Below are 17,421 nucleotides of genomic sequence, written 5' to 3'. Positions count from 1 at the left end.
CCTCTTCGCAAAGAGCCCAGCATATCCAGCTCAGATTTTGGTCTTAGTTTTTCTCAGGTCTCGCTTAGAGAAAATCTATTTGCAGGAAATCACCCGCTCGACGGGTGTGCGCATTTTCTGATCGTAAGCCGTAAACGACACTTGCGAAACATTCAACTTTAAGGGCGACTTGTCAGTAGCGTCTGAAAGGAAATTTGAACGATGCAAACCGCGCACATAGACCAACAAACGGCCAAGCAGACCAATCATCATTAAGAGATCGCCGATGCGCGTCACGCGATATTCAATTGCGAGGCCGTGCACCATTACTCCGGTGAGGAAGATTAAAACGAGTAACCCTTTCAGCGCGCGAGCCTGAAGACTGTTCCTCGTGCTGATTTCTACGCATTCATCCCTGACCTGTTCAAAACTGCCAAAGCGTTCTTCGGCTTTGGATCTCGCTTCGTCCGGGGTCATCGCCTGCCGGCAATGTTCGTCGGTAAGAAGATCGAGATGAAAGCGCAGCTCGTCTTCAATTTCACGTTTGGCCTGCTGGTTATTAAAGCTTTGGAATAGGCCGGTCAGGACTTTCATCGTCTAACCTTTCGGACTTAGATCTTTATGCGGTCTGCAGAATTCTGGTAATCGCCTGCGAGATTCGCTGCCAATTCGCCTCTTCACCGTCCAGCTGTTTCCGCCCGGCGCGGGTCAGTTTGTAGAACTTAGCGCGCCGATTGTTTTCCGAGACACCCCATTCCGACGCCACCCAACCGCGCTCTTCCATTCGATAAAGGGCCGGATAGAGCGATCCATCCTCAACTTTAATCACGTCGTCGACCGCTTCGTGTATGCGCTGGGCAATACCGTAACCATGCATGCTGCCGCGCGAGAGCGTTTTTAGGATCAAAAGCTCCAACGTGCCTTGCATCAAGTCGGTGCGTACCTTTGCCATCGTTTGCCGATTCCGTCGATTGCCAGCCCGGAGAAGCTACAATCGGCTCCCTAGATTGTCAAGGGAAGAAGTTAGACACGCTCCAGGAGATGTTTGTTCCCGATCAGCGATTATTACTTTCGTCTCGATAACGGCGACGGCGGTCGGCTGATTGGCAGAAGTTGCGGCCTCTCGCCGACGAAGTCTCTGGATCATGCTGCCGCGCCAATTTTGTGCCCAACCGAACCCTGTTGTATCGTGCCCGCAGCAAGCGCTATAACCTTGGCAAGTCAACCAAAAATCGAAGTTTACACCGACGGCAATTGCAACCTCTGTCGCTGGTCGCGCGAACACGTTGAGCCCCTCGATCGCGATCAAAAGCTTGAGTGGTTGGACTACAACCAACCCGAGATTCTGAAACGTGCTGCACCGCACACGGCTAAAGAAATGGCCGAAGAGATGCACGTCCGGCCCCCGGACGGACATTGGTACAAAGGCTACTTCGCTTGGATCGAAATAGTACGCGTGCTGCCGCGTTGGAAGTGGCTCGCTCCCGTGATGGGCGTTTGGCCCTTCACGAAACTGGGCCCCATCTTCTACCACTGGCTCGCTTCGCATCGCTACACTCTGTTCGGCGTACCGCCGCCGTGTGATGAAACTGGCGTGTGTAAACTTCACAAATGACAGTGGGCGGTGGGTGGTGGGTCGTGAGTGCGTGGAGCGCACTCACCGCCCACCGCTCACTGCCCACTGCTCACCGCCCACTGATTCATGCCAACCTTAGCGCCCTCAAACGCATCTTAAACTCAACCCAGACAACTCAATTAACAACGATTTCTGGCGAAGTGTTCGCCAGTTTGAAAGGTAAAGTTATGTTTAAGAGAAGTTCCTCATTCATTTTCGCTATCGCGTTCTTATTCACCGTTGGCTTATCGACCGCGAGCGCAAAAGAGGCTGAAGCGGTGCGTGTGCCGCTTAATATCGCGATCCTCATTCAGGACAACTTGACGTCGCAGGTGGGCAACGAAATCGGCGTCACCAAAGAATTCATTCGTTCCTTGCCCGCAGGTTCGCGCGTCATGGTTGGCTATATCACCGCCGGTCGTTTGCAGGTGCGGCAGTCCTTCACTACGGACTTGGATCGGGCCGCGAAATCGCTCCGGATTCCCATGGCCAGCACGGCGGCGTCAGCTTTTAATCCGTACGTGGAAGTAATCGATGCTTTGAAGAAGTTCGATCCCAGCTGGCGTGGTAACAACGCAGTGCTCCTGATTTCCGACGGGCTCGATGTCTCTCGCGGTTTCGATGCGACGGCTGCCGGCAACACGCTGGACATTCATCGCACGATTAAGGAAGCGAATCGCCGCGATGTTTCGATCTACTCGTTCTACGCGCCGTCGGTGGGCCTGACCAGCCGGAGCCGTCTCGCGGCCAGTTACGGACAGAGCTCTTTGCAGCGCGTCTCGGACGAAACTGGCGGCCGCGCCTTTTTCCAGGGCGTTAGTGGTTTTGTGACTTTCGATTCACATTTTCGCCGTCTGCGCGAAGAGCTGAATCGCCATTACTCCTCGTAAGAGACCCTTCCTGTCAGAACCGCCTGCGGTCGCGGGCGGTTGATCTCAATTCCTACCGAGTCTTTGGTATTGAGGATCAACCGCCCGCTACCGCAGGCGGTTCTGACTAAAAAGCTCTGGCGTTGTAGCACTTAGCGGTGGTAAATTAGGCCCACTCTTCGGGCCATTCGCAACGCAATGGCCTCACGCATGACGGCTAAAGAAGCTGCACCCCTTTCTGCGTTACCGCGCGACCGCTGGTCGTCGACGGCACATCTCGCTTTCCAGAACAATGACTGATAACAAAGGCCGCGAATACTGCCTGATCGTCGAGGGCGCTTACCTGACTGAATCGGAAGCCGAACACGCTTTGCGCGATCCCTTCATTGAAGATTGGGTCGAGGAGCACGGCAATTTCAAGATTCATAACATGGACGACATTCAAGTTACGCCGGGCGTCACGCTCGGCTCGCTGGGGGTCTACATGCTTGATGAGCGAGTCTTCGAAATCGCCAGCGAGGATCCCGAACGACCTTTGACTGAGCACAAAGCCAAAGGTGTAGCGGAAGCTTTGCGCCGGCAGGACATGTTCGACGAAATCAACGTCGAAGCGCGCGATGAGGAAGCCGCCGTGGAAGAGGTAGCCGCGGACGAGCCTCCCGCAGAGGAAGCGACCGCGGATTAGCCAATGGACGGCGATCAGAAACAACAATTTCTCAACGGCCGCATCACGGTCATCGTGGGCGACATCACGAAGCAGGACACCGACGCGATCGTGAATGCGGCCAATGCTTCGCTGTTTGGCGGGGGTGGCGTAGATGGCGCAATCCATCGGGCCGGCGGACCGGAGATTCTCGAAGAATGTCGCGAGATTCGACGCTCGCGTTTTCCGAATGGATTGCCAGCCGGCGAAGCCGTGATTACGACCGGCGGCAAGCTGCCCGCGCTTTACGTGATTCACACGGTTGGGCCGATCTACGGCGAGGAAGGCGGAAAGGAAGCTGAACTCCTGGCCAACTGCTATCACAATTCGCTGACTCTCGCCGTCGAGAAGAATCTTACTTCGGTCGCGTTTCCGGCGATCTCAACCGGCGTGTTCGGTTATCCGCGGGAGGAAGCGGCTGAAGTCGCTTCCCGGACGATTGAGAATTTCCTCGGCACTGATCATCAGTTGAATGAAGTTCGTTTGGTGTTTTTCCAGCCGGCCGACGCCGAGGCGTTTTTGGCGAGTCAGAAGTTTAGCGAGTGAGGACGTCATCGCTAGTGAGGTCAGTACAGGGAGCTGTAGCGACCTGGTCACAGTTCCGCCTGGATCGATTCCCGATTGGTTTAGAACCCAGTCGCTAACGCTCCCGGTACTGACTTCATAACGGCGGTTGACGCAGTCCACAATCTTCTGCAAAATCGGTCATTCCTCAGGCGGCGCTGGCCGCCTTACTCTTGCTCATCGATCTAATATGAATCCTGAAGTCGACACTGAAACGAAACCGGTCGTGCGCGCGCGCGAATTGCCCGCGACTCTCAAGCCGCTCGAAAAACTCGCCTGGAATTATTGGTGGAGTTGGGCGCCCGACGGGCCGGAGATCTTTCGCGACCTTGACCCAGGCCTGTGGCAGCAGTGTGAGCAGAATCCGCGTGCGCTGCTGGCGCAAACGTCGGATCTGAGGTTCGCGCAAATGGCCGCCGACCCGGCATTCGCGGAACGACTCCAGCAATTGTCCGATCGCTTCGATGCGTATATGAGCGACGCCCGGCCCTGGCCCGGCTTGCGCACTTCGGAACGCGTCCGTCCCCAAACTCCGGTCGCGTACTTTTGCGCCGAGTACGGTGTGCACAGTTCCCTGCCAATGTACTCGGGCGGCCTGGGCATTCTGGCCGGCGATCATCTGAAGTCGGCAAGTGATCTCAACCTGCCGCTCGTCGCCGTCGGATTGTTCTATGGCTTTGGATATTTTCGTCAGAGCGTCACCGGCGACGACTGGCAAGACGAAACCTACAAAGAAACATACCCGGACGAACTTCCGGTTGAGCCAGTAATCGACGCGACCGGCGCGACCGGTGCGCCCCTCATGATCGAGGTGACCATGCGCGGACGAGTCGTGCACGCCCGCGCGTGGCGAGCAAAAATCGGCCGCGTCCAGCTTTACCTGCTCGACACCAACGTCCCTGAGAATGCGGAAGTTGATCGTCTCATCACCGGCCACTTGTACGGCGGTGATCGCGAGACGCGTCTCGTCCAGGAAATAATGCTCGGAATCGGCGGCGTGCGTTTACTCAGACAGCTACGCCTCTCGCCGTCAGTGTTCCACATGAATGAAGGCCACTCGGCATTTCTGTCGCTTGAGCTGGCCCGCGAGATCATTGAAACGGAACACGTCAGTTTTGCCGACGCGGCCGCACGCGTGCGCGAACGCTGCGTTTTCACGACGCACACGCCGGTGGCTGCTGGTCACGACGAGTTCTCTCCGGAATTGATCACGCAGGGTTTTGGAAACTGGCATGAAAAGGCGCTCGGCCTATCGCTTGAAGAGTTTCTGGCGCTCGGTCGTGTCAACGGCGGCACTGACGCCGCGTTCGGGCTCACGCCCCTCGCGCTGCGGATGTCCCGCTCAATAAACGGCGTCAGCCGGAAGCATGGTGAAGTGTCGCGCCAGCTCTGGCAAAAGATGTGGCCGGAGCGAAAGACCGACGGTGTGCCGATTACCTCAGTGACGAACGGCGTGCATCCCGCCACGTGGGTCGCGTCGCCGATCCGTTCGGTCTATCAGCGTCTGGCGGGTGATGACTGGCTCGAGATGGCACGTCACGCCAGCGCCTGGTCAGTCGCTATCGACAAGCTTTCCGAGGAAGAACTTTGGCAAGCGCATTCCCTTTTGAAGCAGCGGCTGGTCGCGTTCGTTCGCGATCGATGCTTCGATGCGCGGCTGGCTCGTGGAGAAACCGATGATTACATCGAATCCGCGCGCACAATGTTCGATCCCGACGTGCTGACAATCGGTTTTGCTCGCCGCATTGCCGGTTACAAGCGTTGGGATTTGTTGCTGAGCGACGAAAAACTGCTGACCAAACTTCTGACAGATTCGGAACGTCCGGTGCAGTTCGTTTTCGCCGGCAAAGCCCATCCGCACGATCAAGGCGCGAAACTCATTCTGCAAAAGCTTTTGCGGTGGCAGCGCAATCCGTCTGTGCGGCAGCACGTCGCGTTCATCGAGGATTACGATCAGGAAGTTGCGCGACAGCTCGTGCAGGGCGTCGATGTCTGGATGAATGTGCCGCGGCGGCCACAGGAAGCGTCAGGCACGAGCGGCCAGAAAGCTGCCATGAACGGCGTCCTCAACTTTTCAATTTTGGATGGTTGGTGGCTGGAAGGTTACGACGGGCAAAACGGTTTCGCGATTAGCGATGTGAGCACTCTTACCGATGAAGATGCCGATCAGCGTGACGCCGCGTCCATGTATCAGGTGCTGCAGGAGCAAGTGATTCCGCCCTTCTATGATCGCGATGATGACGGCGTGCCGCAGCGTTGGGTGGGGATGATGAAGCGCGCGATTCAAACTCTGGTGCCCGCGTTCAATAGCGACCGCATGGCGGCGGAGTATGCGGAGCGGATTTACTAGACACTACCTGTCCGACCCACGCCGGATGAAGGTCGCCGGAGCAAGCTCCGCCACCTTCTGTTTTGTCACTCGGTATTACAAGAGCACGTATCAGGTTGCTACGTGCGACGCCTCAAGAACCTGCCACTACTTTCCGTCCCGCACGGACCTATGAACCTCCGCTACCCCACGTGCAAATAAGGCCCGGATGAGAGGTACAATCGCCGTTCGTGCCGCACTTTGTTTTGTGCGACTTCATACCGGAGCAGGTACAACCGTTGGCATGGATACAACCACCCTCGGTTTCGGGGTCATCGTCGTCTAGTACGGCGGTCATCATGGCACTCGCTCGAATCGGCGATTTAGGTTGTTTGGCCGACCGGTCTTTTAACGCGATGTGCTTGTGCTCGACGGTGGAAGTTGAAGAGATGATCGACGACTTAACTTGATGATGGTTACGGACATGTTCCGCACTGACAGATGAGTGATCATCCGTGCACGCAGATGCTGCCGTCACCGAAAGGAGCATCATGAAAACTCCAACTGCGAACATACAGCATAGTTTCCTCAGGGACATGGGTTCCTCCTAAGTTAGTAAGGTTGATTTGGAGCTGGCGACTCTGCGTGAAGTTCCGGGTTTGTGGCAAGTATCTCAGCACAAACGATTGCTTGTGATAATAAAGACGCCTCTTTATGGGTGAGAGACTGAGCGGCTTGCAGAGCTCGGTCTCTATTAACGTCAGTGAGTCGATGAAAAACTGTTTCAAGATCAAGCATATCTAAGGTCACTTGGAGTTCTCTTGATGATGCGGTTGATTTGGGCGAGGAAAAGTCTACGGTGTTGATGGTCTTGATGGCAGAGGCAAGAAGTTGGAAGCTTCGTTCGGCATCGTACCGTGACATCTCAAGCACCAGAGTCAACAATGCCCTGGCCTTCTGTGGTGTGTTATCAGCCTTGTCGATCCATTCGGAAATCTCTTCCAGGATCAAACGGGCTCGATCATCGTCCTTCGAGGCGCGGAGCTTTTTCGCCAGAACATTAAAGGCCGCTATTCGCTGAGGCAGGAACTCTATCCTTCGCGCATAGCGATAAGCTTCCTCCAACTCCCCGTTTTTCAGCAGCTTTAATGAAGCTTGATAAGATATCAGGGAGACCTGGATGCTGCGTTCCGCTAAATCACTAATCTTCTCGGCGATTGAAAGCGCTAGATCGATTTCTCCCTGACGCGCCGCAATCTGTGAGACCTGAATGAGACGGCGGTCTCTTTTCTCGCTACCGACAATTGATTCAGCCTGGCGCACTAGTTCAGCGATGTCTTCGGGCTTGGATAATGCTGCGTCGGCTTGCCTGGTGGTCATGTTTCCCAGCAAGACACCCATACGTTCACGCAACAGGGCGACTTTCTGAGGAGTGAGACGCTCGAAAAGGGGAAGCAAGGACTCTAGAACGCGGTGCTCCTGTTGCGCCTCTGCTCCTCTCGGAGGATTCGCGTGCCCGGTAGCTGATTGCCACAAAAGCCTGTCGGCCGCATATGCAAGAAATGGTCTGACGGCGTCATCGCGTGAAGGATCGGGAGGCTGCCCATAAAACGCTTCGGCTTCGCTGGGCAACACGTAAACGGATAGAATTTCAAGATTCTCCGAAGCGTTAAGATTCTGGCGCGCCACTGCCACAGACTCACTAAACAGTTGTTCTGCAAGTGGTTGGTTGTTGCGTCTGATATTGACCAGAGCCCATCCCAACTCTTCTGTGATTCCTTTTCGCAATTGTGAGCGCACGAACTGGGCTGTTCGCTGTGGTTGCTGCTTAGCAGAAGCGGCGGCGATGTCCCAGGCAAGCTCTTCTTTTTCAGCGAGTTCGGCTGCGCTCTTGCCGGTGTTGCTATCGATTTTTGGCTCTTTAAGTGATTCGCGCAAGTCGTCGGCTAGTTTGAAATCGTGTGCGGCGATGGCTTGTAAGACTTCTGCCCTGACACCTGCGAGTGGGCCATGACCACCTGTCGCAGCGGCTATCCGCACCCTCTGGTCTTTGCCTGAATCGAGTTTAATTGAATCAATCGCATTAAAAGCCCCGGCAAAGAGTCGGCGCGCCTGAGGTTCGTTGAATTGCCAGAGAGTGTCCGCCACCTTGGCCATTACCCTGACCTTTAAGATGCTGGCGTCCAGCTTATTCGCCCGTTCTCCTATTTGTTCAAGGAGCCATAAAGCTTGTTGCCGCTCGTTAGATAACTCAGCATTCTCCTTTTTGGTGTCCTTCTTCCCGGGCTTAGAGACGACTCGATCACCAGGCGACTGTGGGAGACAGGCTGGGCGCTCGTTTCTTTGGGCAAAAACAGCCAGGGTGGTTACGCATAGACAAGTGGCCAACGTGGAAAGTTTGAACCCGAACACACTGTGACCCCGCGCTCTATGGCTGCGTTTCTTGAGAAGGTTAGCTTGTATTGGGATTACTTGCATTTGTGTGGAAGCAAGAAACCTGGCAAAGCTGGGAAACCATGCCCTTTTATACGCGGGACGAAGGATTGTCAATAGAATGATTTCGAGGTTGGTGAGCTTCGCGAGGCGGCCCGCGTGTCGGCCCGTGAAGTCATGTGCGGGAGGAGTCTGCACCACATATTGAAACCAGCACGACTCGGATTTGATGGACGGTCAGGATCTGTCTCGCGCAGACGATTAACTCGGCTCATCGAGAGTCTAACTCTGGCGGCAGGAAACCGAGTACCTCTGGTGTATGCGTTCGAATCAATTGTTCAGTTGGATTGTTCACCGTGCTGACGCACATGGTACTGACCTCATCATCGTTGTACACTAGATTCCCGCATGAAGTTTTGTCCCGCCTGCACTAACAAGTACGACGACACCGTTAGCTTCTGTCCCAAGGACGGCGAGGTCCTGGAGGAAGACCCACACTCGTTTGTCGGCAGTGTGCTCGACGGGCAGTACCAGATCGAATCGCTGCTCGGTCGCGGTGGCATGGGTGCCGTATATCGCGCGCGCCACATTCTGCTCGGGGACCGCGTCGCGATCAAAATGCTCCCGCCAGAGATGCGCAGCAATTCGGAATGGCTGCGCCGTTTTCAACGCGAAGGTCAGGCCGCACGCCGCTTTCGCCATCCGAATGCCGTCACGGTTTACGATCTGCGCACGTCGAGCGACGGGATGATCTATCTGGTGATGGAGTACGTCGAGGGCACGACGCTCGACGCAGAACTTAAGAAGCGCGGAAGGTTTTCACCCGCTGAAGCGTTGGCGACATTGAAGCCGGTCATCAGTGTGCTTAACGCGGCCCATGCGATGGGAGTCGTACATCGCGATCTGAAACCCGAAAACATCATGATCGGCAAAGCCGGCACGGGTGGCGAACCGGTGGTGAAACTTCTCGATCTGGGCATCGCAAAGCTGCGCGAAGTGGCGGGCGCAGAGAAGACCGGTAGCACGAATCTCACCGTGGCGGGCCAGATGCTCGGCACGCCGTACTACATGTCTCCCGAGCAATGGGGCGAGTTGCCGGAAGATGGCAACTCGGAAATCGACGGGCGCGCGGACCTCTATAGTCTCGGCGTCGTGTTCTACGAAATCATCTCCGGCAAACGGCCCTTCAGCGGTGTCACAATTCTGGAATTAAGAAAGCAGCACGTGACGATAACGGCCCAGCCGCTTCACGAAGTGGCATCCAATGTTCCAGTCGATTTCGGCAGAGCGCTCATGCGCGCGATGGCCAAGGATCGTGGCGACAGACAAGCCACCGCCGGCGAATTCGAAAAGGAGTTGGAAGCGTCCGTGGGGGGCGAGAGCGCGGCGACAATCATGTTGCCCGGCTCAAGCGACGCGCCGGCCCGCGGGGATCACGGAGTCACACTTGCCGATCGGCCGACACCGACCGTAGGTGATTCCGGCGCAATGACGCTTCTCGAAGGCGGTCCTGCTCATCCGGTCGTTAGCGAAGCGTCGACTATGCCGACAGTTGTGGCGAGCGCGGACGAACTACCTGCGCGGCAGGCTGCAAAACCCATCGACTCGCCACCACACACGGTGCCGCCCGCGCACGTGGACGTCCCGATTGGCAAGAGTCGTTCGCCGCTCGTCCTGACAGGGGCCGTCGCCATCGTCCTCTTAATCCTGATCGGCGCAGGAGCTTTCGCGTTCATGAAGTTCAAGGGGACTAACACCGGCGCGACCACCGGCGTTACAACTCCGTCCGGTGGTTCAGATTTGCCAGTGCCGATGCACGAAGTCGCGCGATACTGGCTCGAGGTCGAAACGAAGGATCGCAATGCGGCGATTCGCGCCGGGGACACGGTGCCGATGCAATCCGGCGAATCGTTCAAGTTTCACTTTTCGCCAAACGAGAATGGTTTCCTCTACATCGTTGGACCCGGATCAAACAACGCACCGACAACATTCCTGACGTATTACTCTCCAAAATTCGCGCCTGGGGTGAATTCAGTCGCGAGTGGCCGGGACTTCGTCTTTCCGGCCGACTCTGCAGACAGAAGCAACTGGATTACTCTGGACAAAAACGCGGGCACCGACGAATTCACGTTTGTCTTTTCACCGGCGCCGCTAACTTCGCCGGCCTTTTTCGCCGCCCCCGCGCCGCATGAGCTAACGCCGGCTGAGATCCAAGAGTGGGAGAGTTTTCAGTCGCAGGCACAATCAAAACCCGCAACCATCGAGCCGGTTAAGGGTGGCACTTCGCCACAGACTGCAGTAAAAGTGCCGCAAAACGAGACTGAAAAGGCGTCCGTCGTGTTTAGAGTTCGCATCGAACACAAGTGAATCGCGAGTTCCAGGTTTCAAGTTTCGAGTTTCATGTGTAGAGGCGGGCTACTGCCCGCCTGAGGTGACTGAGGAAGTGTCATGAGAATAAGATCGCTAGTCACGATGTCAGCGTTGATTGCGTTGCTGACCGGAGTTTTCGTCGTCAGTGCTCATCAGGATGATGTGCGCGGAGCATTTCTCGAGAGTCGTCCGAAGACAACCAACCTGAAAGGCCCTTCGCGACGTCATCGTCGCCGGCCGGCAAAGACAAACACGAATGCGAATTCGGCAGCGAACGCATCCGCCGCCACGAACGCGAATACCACGACACCAGCTGCGACGAACCGGCCCGCGTCGAAAAAAGCTCAGCCCGCAATTGGTTTGGGTTACACGATCTTCATGCGCGAGCCCAGCGGGCGCGCCATCCGGGTTGAGCCCACGCGCGAGTTCCGCAATGCTGACCGGATCAGAATTGCTCTTGAGCCGAACACCGATGGGTACCTGTACATCTTTAATAGCGAAAACGGTGCGGCGCCGCGCATGATCTTCCCCGACGCGCGTCTTGACGCCGGCGAAAACTGGATCGAAGCACATGTACCCGTAGAAGTGCCTTCCAGCGAAGAGGCCGAAGAGCGCCTCCGCTGGTTTGAGTTCTACGGCGACCCTGGCACCGAACGCGTTTTCATTGTGGTTACGCGCGAGCCGCTTAGCGGCGTGCCCACGGCGGACGAACTCGTCGCGTTTTGTGGGCTTAACAAAGACAAATGTCCGTGGCAAGCGCCGAACGACGTGTGGCAGCAGATCGAAAAAATGACGACCGCGCAGGTCAAGGTCGCGACGACTCAGAACTTTGGCCAAGCGCAAACGGAACGTGAAAAAGTTGCGATGACGCGCGGTTTGGGCTTAGACCAATCAATGCCCCAACCGTCCGTAATCAGGATCAGCGCCTCGAGCAACGAGCCAATGCTCGTGACGGTTTTAGATTTGGTTCACAAATGATTTGGAGTGCGCCGCGCAGGGCGGCGCTTTGGATTTACAATGCGTTTCAAAAAGTATTTCGCGCCGCTCGCGCTCGCTGTTTCAATCGGTACCTTCCTCTGGCAGGAGTCGCAATCCGCTGACGCTCGCGGCGATGCGACAGTCGCTCAAGCCGATCCGTCCTCTGCCCTTTCCACCGGCCGCAGTCTGCTCAAGCAAGGACATGCCGATCAGGCTTTAAATCATCTGCAAACCGCTCTGACTCTGTACACTCAAGCAAACAATCAACGCGGCATTGCGGCCGCGCGTGATGCGCTTGGCGATCTCTATCTGCTTCAGGGCCAGTACAAAGTTGCGCTCGAACATTTCGAAAAAGCCTTCGAGGCATTCACGGCCGCTGCGGCTAAGGATCAAAAAACGCAAGCCGTCACCAGCTCGGTTGCCAGTCAGGCCGGCGCCACCACGGGTGCTGCTGCCGAAACCGCCGCGAGCACCGCTGACAACAGCTTCAACGCGAACCTGATGCTCGCGAAGATTGGCGACACGAGCTTTCGGCTCGGCGACATGTCAAGAGCAGGGACCGCTTACGCGCGCATGACTGTGAAGAAACCTGAAAGCGCGGCCGCGAAAGCCGGGCGGCGTTTTGGCGGTCTGGGCGGAATTGTCGGCAGCATCTCGACCGGGCGCGCTGATATAGCCACGCCCGTAAGCAGCGCGATCGGCCTGCTCGAAGTGAAGAAAGAGATGGACGAGTATCGCGTCGCGATCGTTTACATGACTTACGAACTCGGCACTGGTCGCATCGCGTTTGCGAACAACGACCTGCCGACAGCGAAGAAACATTTCGAGAATGCGATGAGCGCCGGCGGCGGCTCACTGCCGATCGTTGCGAAGCTTGGCCAGACTCGGCGCTTTCGTACCGCTGCGCGCACCAGTCTCGGCGACGTCGCGCTGAAGGAAAGTCGCTATAAAGACGCCGCCAAGTTGTACGAAGCGGCGCAAAAAGGCGCCGACGAAGACAAGCGGCTCGATTTGATGTGGCCGGCGCAACGCGGTCGTGGCCGCAGTCTCTGGTTGCAAGCCGGGACGGAAAAAGACGGCGCGAAGCTTCGCGAGCAGGCGCTCGCTGCTTATCGCGATTCATTGAACACGATCGAGCAGATTCGCGCGGGCAGCGTTCGTGCCGATGAATCTCGCACGACATTTTTGGCGACAACCAAAGACGTTTACGACGAAGCCGTCGCAGCGTTTGCTGAAATGGCGATCACCGGCTCGCCGGCCGGCCAGCCCTTATCTGGTAAGGCGCTCGAATACGCTTCTGAAGCGTTACGCATTTCCGAGCAGGCGCGCGCGCGTTCCCTGCTCGATATGCTCGCGGAAGTAAATGCGCAAATTACGGCGGGTGTGCCGGGCGATTTGCTCAAGCGGAAGCAGGAGAACCTGAATCGGCAACAGGAAATCGCGGCGCAACTGACTGGGGTAAGTGTCGCTGCCGATCAGAAGGCGAAGCCGTCCGATCTCGAAAAAGAACTCGAAACGCTACAAACGGAATTCGATCAAATCGAGAACCAGATCCGCACGGCCAGCCCGCGTTACGCCTCGTTAACTGCTGCGCAACCGTCCTCGCTCGCCGACATTCAGCAGAAAGTCCTGGACGACAACACGGTCCTGTTGGAATACGCGCTCGGGAACGACGCGTCGTATCTGTTCGCCGTCACGCGCGCAGGGCTGTCAGTGTTCAAGCTGCCTGCAAAAGCTGAACTCAACAAGCTGGCGACGGATTTTCGCGCGCAGCTAATTCCGCCGAAGCTTCAGCGCCGATTGATTGGCATCGATGTGGCCGATGAGCAGCGTGGTTTGGGCCTGGCACAGGGACCTTCAGAGAACGTTCAGTCATTCGTGACGGCGTCGAACGCGCTCTATCAGGCTGTGGTTGCGCCGGCTGCAAGTTTGATTGGCGACAAGCGTGTGCTGATCGTGGCCGACGGCGCACTCAATTACGTTCCCTTTGAAGCGCTGGTGGCTGGGAGCGCGGGCGCCTCGCCCGCAGCATCGGATTACGCGTCTCTGAATTATCTGATCAAGTCGAACGAGATTGTTTACGCGCCTTCGGCTTCAGTCATCATCGCGATCAGGCAACAGCAGTCCGCTGCGACAAACGTCAGGGACGGCTCAATTCTTGTAATCGCGGACCCGGTCTTCAGCACAGATGACTCGCGGCTGACTGACCTCAAGGTGGCGCGCACTCCTACCGGCGAAACACGCGGTTTAGGCATCGCACTCGAGAGTGCCGTCAGCGACTTTGCTGGGAGCAGCACACCGCCCGCGTCCGGTCTTCGCCTGGCAAGGCTTCCCGGAACACGCGCCGAAGCTGAGGCCATCGCGGCCAGCGCCCGCACCGGCGGCGCCAAAGCTGACGTGTGGATGGATCTGGGCGCGAGCGAAGAAAAAGTTCACGCGGCTAACGTCTCGAACTATCGCATCGTGCACATCGCGACCCACGGACTGCTGAACGTCGAGCGGCCACAGTTCACCGGCGTCGTACTTTCCCTCGTCGGAAATACCACCGCCGACGGTTTCTTGCGCACTGACGAAATTTTCAATCTGAAGATGGCGCCATCACTCGTGATGCTGTCGGCCTGCGAAACCGGACTGGGCAAAGAGAAGCGCGGCGAAGGCGTCATGGGGTTGACGCGCGCATTCATGTACGCGGGCGCGCCGACGGTGGGCGTCAGTCTGTGGTCAGTCGCCGACAAATCGACCGCCGAACTGATGACAGATTTCTACAAGCGCTTTCTCGCGGCCGGCTCACCCTCACGATCGGCGGCTCTGCGCGAAGCTCAACTCGCGATGATTTCCGGCAAGAAATACAGCGCGCCGTTCTACTGGGCGCCGTTCGTCCTGGTTGGCGAGTGGAAATAGGGTTGGAGTGCGGCGGCTGCGGGGTCCCCGCGCGAGCATCTCGCGTGGGGTGCCTAGACGCCGCTTTTCATTCTCCTCGGGCTCCTCAATACAGTCAAAGCGCCGTCAAGCCGGCGCATTCCAAATCTTCACTACACTTTGGGCCGCACACGTTTGCGCCAGCCTGCGGGTCAGTTAAGATGATACGAAGCTTGAGTTATGACTGAAAACGGATTCATGGAGTTGAACGATGTCCAGCGGCTGGATGAGCTTTTAGGCCAGTCTGCTGAACAGCCGATCATACTCTTCAAGCACAGCGACACTTGTGGCATAAGCGCGCGCGCCTTTCGCGAGATGACAAAGCTGGAGAAGCCCGTCGCCCTCGTCACGGTGCAGAAGGCTCGCGCCCTTTCGAACGAGATAGAGGCGCGATTTGCTCTACCGCACGAAACGCCGCAGGTGCTGGTTGTGCGCGACGGCCAGTTGGCGTGGTCGGCTTCGCATTTTCGCATCACCGCCGACGCCGTGACCCGTGCAGTCGAAGAAGCTGCTCAGTGAATAGGCCAGATCCCGGTCAATCGGGATAGTGGCGGGAATGGTTCTTTAGTTATGATCGACGCCGCACAAAAACGCCAAACGATCGAACCGACAGAGATTTCGCAAGAGAGCAACTCGCGCTTGCGCATAACCTGGGCCGACGGTCGGGTTTGCGAGTACGACGCTCCGATGCTTCGGCGGGCGTGTCCCTGCGCGCAGTGCGTTGACGAATGGACGGGACAACGCACGCTCCGGCCTCAGGCTGTCTCTGACGAAATCGAAATCGGGGATTTGAGCATCGTCGGCCGGTACGCTTTGAACTTTCGCTGGAGCGACGGTCACGAGACAGGCATTTACAGTTTTCAATATTTGAGAGACCTTTGCGAGCGGTAGCGTGGGAATTCTGAATCGGTTGCTGACGCGATGACGCAAAACATTCTGTTTGTCGGCGGCGCAAATCTCGACGGATCGGTGCGTCGACGCCTGGAACAGAACGGCTTCGCAGTTTCATCGGTGTCAGCGCCGGCGCCTACAATTCAGGTACTGACCGATTCGCTAATTGATCTGGTAATCGTCCATCTGGATGAGCGCCAAAACGGAACGGATTTAATCAGGCAGGTTCGCGAAGTCCTGGGAACAAAGACGACCGGGGTGTTGGCCGTCGCCGAATGGGGAACCGGGCTACCGACGGTTGCGTTAGCGGCCGGCGCCGATGCTTATGAACCAGCTCCGATAGATCCGGAACGTTTAATTGACGCCGTTAAGCGCGTACTTCATAAGCGCGCAGCGGTGGTGGGAATGAACAAATAATGCGCGAAAGCGACTTTTTCAACGAGAAACAGGAAACCAAGCGGGCGTCATTCGTATGCCCGTTCTGCCGCGAGCGCGGCGATTACGACGTCCGCTGGCTAACCCGCCGAAAGAAATCCGCGCCGCCGCGTGGGATGAACGAAGACCAGCGCGCTCAGTTCGCAAAGTCACGCGATTATATGGTGCGCGTTGACGACATGCTCGCCTGCCGTAACATGCGTTGCCGGAAACGATTCGAGATTCCGTCTTCGCAATCAGTAGTTTTTATCTAGGAATCCTTCTAGTGCAGCGGTGGCGGGTCCCCGCGCGAGCATGTTGCGTGGGGTGCCTGGTCGCCGCTTTTTATTCAGCTCCCCATCACGCTCAAGTACAATCAATGGCCGTCGAGCCGGCGTACTCTCCACATTAGGTCCGCAGAACCGCCGGATAATATGCTCCAACTGTCGGGGATTTGTTTCTTGAAAAGGAACGGCAGTCAGCACAGACTGAGGTCCAGGCCCGTTCCGACCGTGGCTCGATGATTGCTGAAAGCTAAATCTTTTGGACGGGTCTAATTCCGCAGAGGTGAATCAAATGCCAGGTGATGCAGCAGTAACAGTAGTCAACGAGACTCACGGGCCGGATTGGTCGGTACGGGTTTACGGCAAACAGAAGTTTGCCGGCGCCGGAAAGTCGAATTCGGGATTGCTGGTGCCCCTTGAGCGCCGGCTGGCCCGCGTCGTCCTGCCGCGCATACCCAGCTGGATCGAGACCTATCACCTGACCCTGCTGACCCCCTTGTGGTCTCTGGGCATTGTCGGATTCTGTTATCTCGCGAAGTTTGACCTGCGGTGGCTTTGGATGGTGAACCTGATGATCGTGCTTCATTACTTCACCGATCATTTTGACGGGAAGCTCGGCAAATATCGCGACACGGGTTTGTGCAAGTGGGGCTTCTACATGGATCACTTGTTCGACTACGGCTTCCTCTGTTCGATTCTGCTCGGGTACACGTTGCTAATCCCGGAGCGGGCCTTCTTTAACATGCTTTTGGTGCTGTGCGTCTTCAGCGCTTTCATGTTTCACACCTACCTGATGTTGGCGACGACCGAGGAATTCAAAGTCAGCTTCTCGCGTTTCGGGCCGACGGAGATGCGCATCGGTCTTATCATCATTAATGCTTTGCTGGTTAAGTTTGGGACAAGACCGCTTAAAGGCGCCTTGCCGTACGTCGCCATTGGCGGCGTGATTGTGCTCGGCATTTTGGCTTATCGGGCGCAGAAAAAGCTTTGGCGGGCGGACATGGCCGCCAAGCAGGAATCAGCTCAAGCTTAATTTCTATGGCTTTTTGGCGGTTTGCCGTGCTATCCTCCGGACCGAGAGACAATTAACGTTC

At 56.8% G+C, this 17,421-nt stretch carries 16 protein-coding genes; 13 read left to right on the top strand and 3 right to left on the bottom strand.

All coding sequences use genetic code 11. From position 1 onward, the window contains the following. Positions 1–75: 75 nt before the first annotated feature. Positions 76–573 (bottom strand): permease prefix domain 1-containing protein, encoded by a 498-nt coding sequence (locus VFX97_14050; protein ID HEX5704321.1) that lies wholly within the window; start codon positions 571–573, stop codon positions 76–78. Between the two features lie 25 nt (positions 574–598). Continuing rightward, positions 599–931 (bottom strand): PadR family transcriptional regulator, encoded by a 333-nt coding sequence (locus VFX97_14045; protein HEX5704320.1) that lies wholly within the window; start codon positions 929–931, stop codon positions 599–601. Between the two features lie 261 nt (positions 932–1,192). Here VFX97_14045 and VFX97_14040 point away from each other — a divergent pair, with 261 nt between their 5' ends. The 5 genes from VFX97_14040 (at position 1,193) to glgP (ending at position 6,080) form a co-directional block, all read left to right on the top strand. Further along, entirely contained in the window at positions 1,193–1,594 is a 402-nt protein-coding gene (locus VFX97_14040; protein ID HEX5704319.1) for a DUF393 domain-containing protein, read from the top strand. Between the two features lie 188 nt (positions 1,595–1,782). After that, complete coding sequence (locus tag VFX97_14035; protein HEX5704318.1) at positions 1,783–2,484, top strand: hypothetical protein; 702 nt, start codon at positions 1,783–1,785, stop codon at positions 2,482–2,484. A 271-nt stretch (positions 2,485–2,755) separates the two neighbouring features. Then, positions 2,756–3,148, top strand: coding sequence for a hypothetical protein (locus VFX97_14030; GenBank protein ID HEX5704317.1), 393 nt, complete (start codon positions 2,756–2,758; stop codon positions 3,146–3,148). 3 nt (positions 3,149–3,151) lie between these two features. Continuing rightward, positions 3,152–3,712, top strand: coding sequence for an O-acetyl-ADP-ribose deacetylase (locus VFX97_14025; protein ID HEX5704316.1), 561 nt, complete (start codon positions 3,152–3,154; stop codon positions 3,710–3,712). Positions 3,713–3,920: 208 nt separating this feature from the next. Beyond that, the gene (gene glgP, locus VFX97_14020; protein HEX5704315.1) at positions 3,921–6,080 is read left to right on the top strand and encodes an alpha-glucan family phosphorylase; all 2,160 of its coding nucleotides are present in this window, start codon (positions 3,921–3,923) and stop codon (positions 6,078–6,080) included. Positions 6,081–6,650: 570 nt separating this feature from the next. On the opposite strand, the gene VFX97_14015 is transcribed toward glgP, so the two are convergent. Continuing rightward, positions 6,651–8,195, bottom strand: a complete 1,545-nt coding sequence (locus tag VFX97_14015) for a hypothetical protein (protein ID HEX5704314.1) — start codon at positions 8,193–8,195, stop codon at positions 6,651–6,653. A 684-nt stretch (positions 8,196–8,879) separates the two neighbouring features. Between VFX97_14015 and VFX97_14010 the strand changes: the two genes are divergently transcribed. From VFX97_14010 to VFX97_13975, 8 genes are all read left to right on the top strand, one after another. Continuing rightward, on the top strand, positions 8,880–10,838 hold the full coding sequence (locus VFX97_14010; GenBank protein HEX5704313.1) for a protein kinase: 1,959 nt from the start codon (positions 8,880–8,882) through the stop codon (positions 10,836–10,838). A gap of 81 nt (positions 10,839–10,919) precedes the next feature. Beyond that, a complete protein-coding gene (locus VFX97_14005) occupies positions 10,920–11,819 on the top strand; it encodes a DUF4384 domain-containing protein (GenBank protein HEX5704312.1) in 900 nt (299 codons plus the stop codon). 39 nt (positions 11,820–11,858) lie between these two features. Continuing rightward, on the top strand, positions 11,859–14,720 hold the full coding sequence (locus VFX97_14000) for a CHAT domain-containing tetratricopeptide repeat protein (GenBank protein ID HEX5704311.1): 2,862 nt from the start codon (positions 11,859–11,861) through the stop codon (positions 14,718–14,720). A gap of 198 nt (positions 14,721–14,918) precedes the next feature. Then, positions 14,919–15,257 (top strand): bacillithiol system redox-active protein YtxJ, encoded by a 339-nt coding sequence (ytxJ, locus tag VFX97_13995; GenBank protein HEX5704310.1) that lies wholly within the window; start codon positions 14,919–14,921, stop codon positions 15,255–15,257. A gap of 51 nt (positions 15,258–15,308) precedes the next feature. After that, on the top strand, positions 15,309–15,629 hold the full coding sequence (locus VFX97_13990; GenBank protein HEX5704309.1) for a DUF971 domain-containing protein: 321 nt from the start codon (positions 15,309–15,311) through the stop codon (positions 15,627–15,629). Between the two features lie 30 nt (positions 15,630–15,659). Next, positions 15,660–16,046, top strand: a complete 387-nt coding sequence (locus VFX97_13985; protein ID HEX5704308.1) for a hypothetical protein — start codon at positions 15,660–15,662, stop codon at positions 16,044–16,046. After that, positions 16,046–16,318 carry a hypothetical protein gene (locus VFX97_13980; protein ID HEX5704307.1) on the top strand — a complete coding sequence of 91 codons (273 nt, stop codon included), beginning with the start codon at positions 16,046–16,048 and terminating at the stop codon, positions 16,316–16,318. The genes VFX97_13985 and VFX97_13980 overlap by 1 nt, the downstream gene beginning before the upstream one ends. Before the next feature lie 301 nt (positions 16,319–16,619). Then, on the top strand, positions 16,620–17,360 hold the full coding sequence (locus VFX97_13975) for a CDP-alcohol phosphatidyltransferase family protein (GenBank protein ID HEX5704306.1): 741 nt from the start codon (positions 16,620–16,622) through the stop codon (positions 17,358–17,360). Positions 17,361–17,421: the final 61 nt, after the last annotated feature.

Source organism: Pyrinomonadaceae bacterium (assembly GCA_036277115.1).
Classification (GTDB): domain Bacteria; phylum Acidobacteriota; class Blastocatellia; order Pyrinomonadales; family Pyrinomonadaceae; genus UBA11740.
This window is presented reverse-complemented; position numbering and strand designations above follow the sequence as displayed.

Coding starts and splice junctions, on each gene's coding strand:
- VFX97_14050 (HEX5704321.1), bottom strand. CDS start 573: ATGAAAGTCCTGACCGGCCTATTCCAAAGCTTTAATAACCAGCAGGCC.
- VFX97_14045 (HEX5704320.1), bottom strand. CDS start 931: ATGGCAAAGGTACGCACCGACTTGATGCAAGGCACGTTGGAGCTTTTG.
- VFX97_14035 (HEX5704318.1), top strand. CDS start 1,783: ATGTTTAAGAGAAGTTCCTCATTCATTTTCGCTATCGCGTTCTTATTC.
- VFX97_14030 (HEX5704317.1), top strand. CDS start 2,756: ATGACTGATAACAAAGGCCGCGAATACTGCCTGATCGTCGAGGGCGCT.
- VFX97_14025 (HEX5704316.1), top strand. CDS start 3,152: ATGGACGGCGATCAGAAACAACAATTTCTCAACGGCCGCATCACGGTC.
- glgP (HEX5704315.1), top strand. CDS start 3,921: ATGAATCCTGAAGTCGACACTGAAACGAAACCGGTCGTGCGCGCGCGC.
- VFX97_14015 (HEX5704314.1), bottom strand. CDS start 8,195: ATGGCCAAGGTGGCGGACACTCTCTGGCAATTCAACGAACCTCAGGCG.
- VFX97_14010 (HEX5704313.1), top strand. CDS start 8,880: ATGAAGTTTTGTCCCGCCTGCACTAACAAGTACGACGACACCGTTAGC.
- VFX97_14005 (HEX5704312.1), top strand. CDS start 10,920: ATGAGAATAAGATCGCTAGTCACGATGTCAGCGTTGATTGCGTTGCTG.
- VFX97_14000 (HEX5704311.1), top strand. CDS start 11,859: ATGCGTTTCAAAAAGTATTTCGCGCCGCTCGCGCTCGCTGTTTCAATC.
- ytxJ (HEX5704310.1), top strand. CDS start 14,919: ATGACTGAAAACGGATTCATGGAGTTGAACGATGTCCAGCGGCTGGAT.
- VFX97_13990 (HEX5704309.1), top strand. CDS start 15,309: ATGATCGACGCCGCACAAAAACGCCAAACGATCGAACCGACAGAGATT.
- VFX97_13985 (HEX5704308.1), top strand. CDS start 15,660: ATGACGCAAAACATTCTGTTTGTCGGCGGCGCAAATCTCGACGGATCG.
- VFX97_13980 (HEX5704307.1), top strand. CDS start 16,046: ATGCGCGAAAGCGACTTTTTCAACGAGAAACAGGAAACCAAGCGGGCG.
- VFX97_13975 (HEX5704306.1), top strand. CDS start 16,620: ATGCCAGGTGATGCAGCAGTAACAGTAGTCAACGAGACTCACGGGCCG.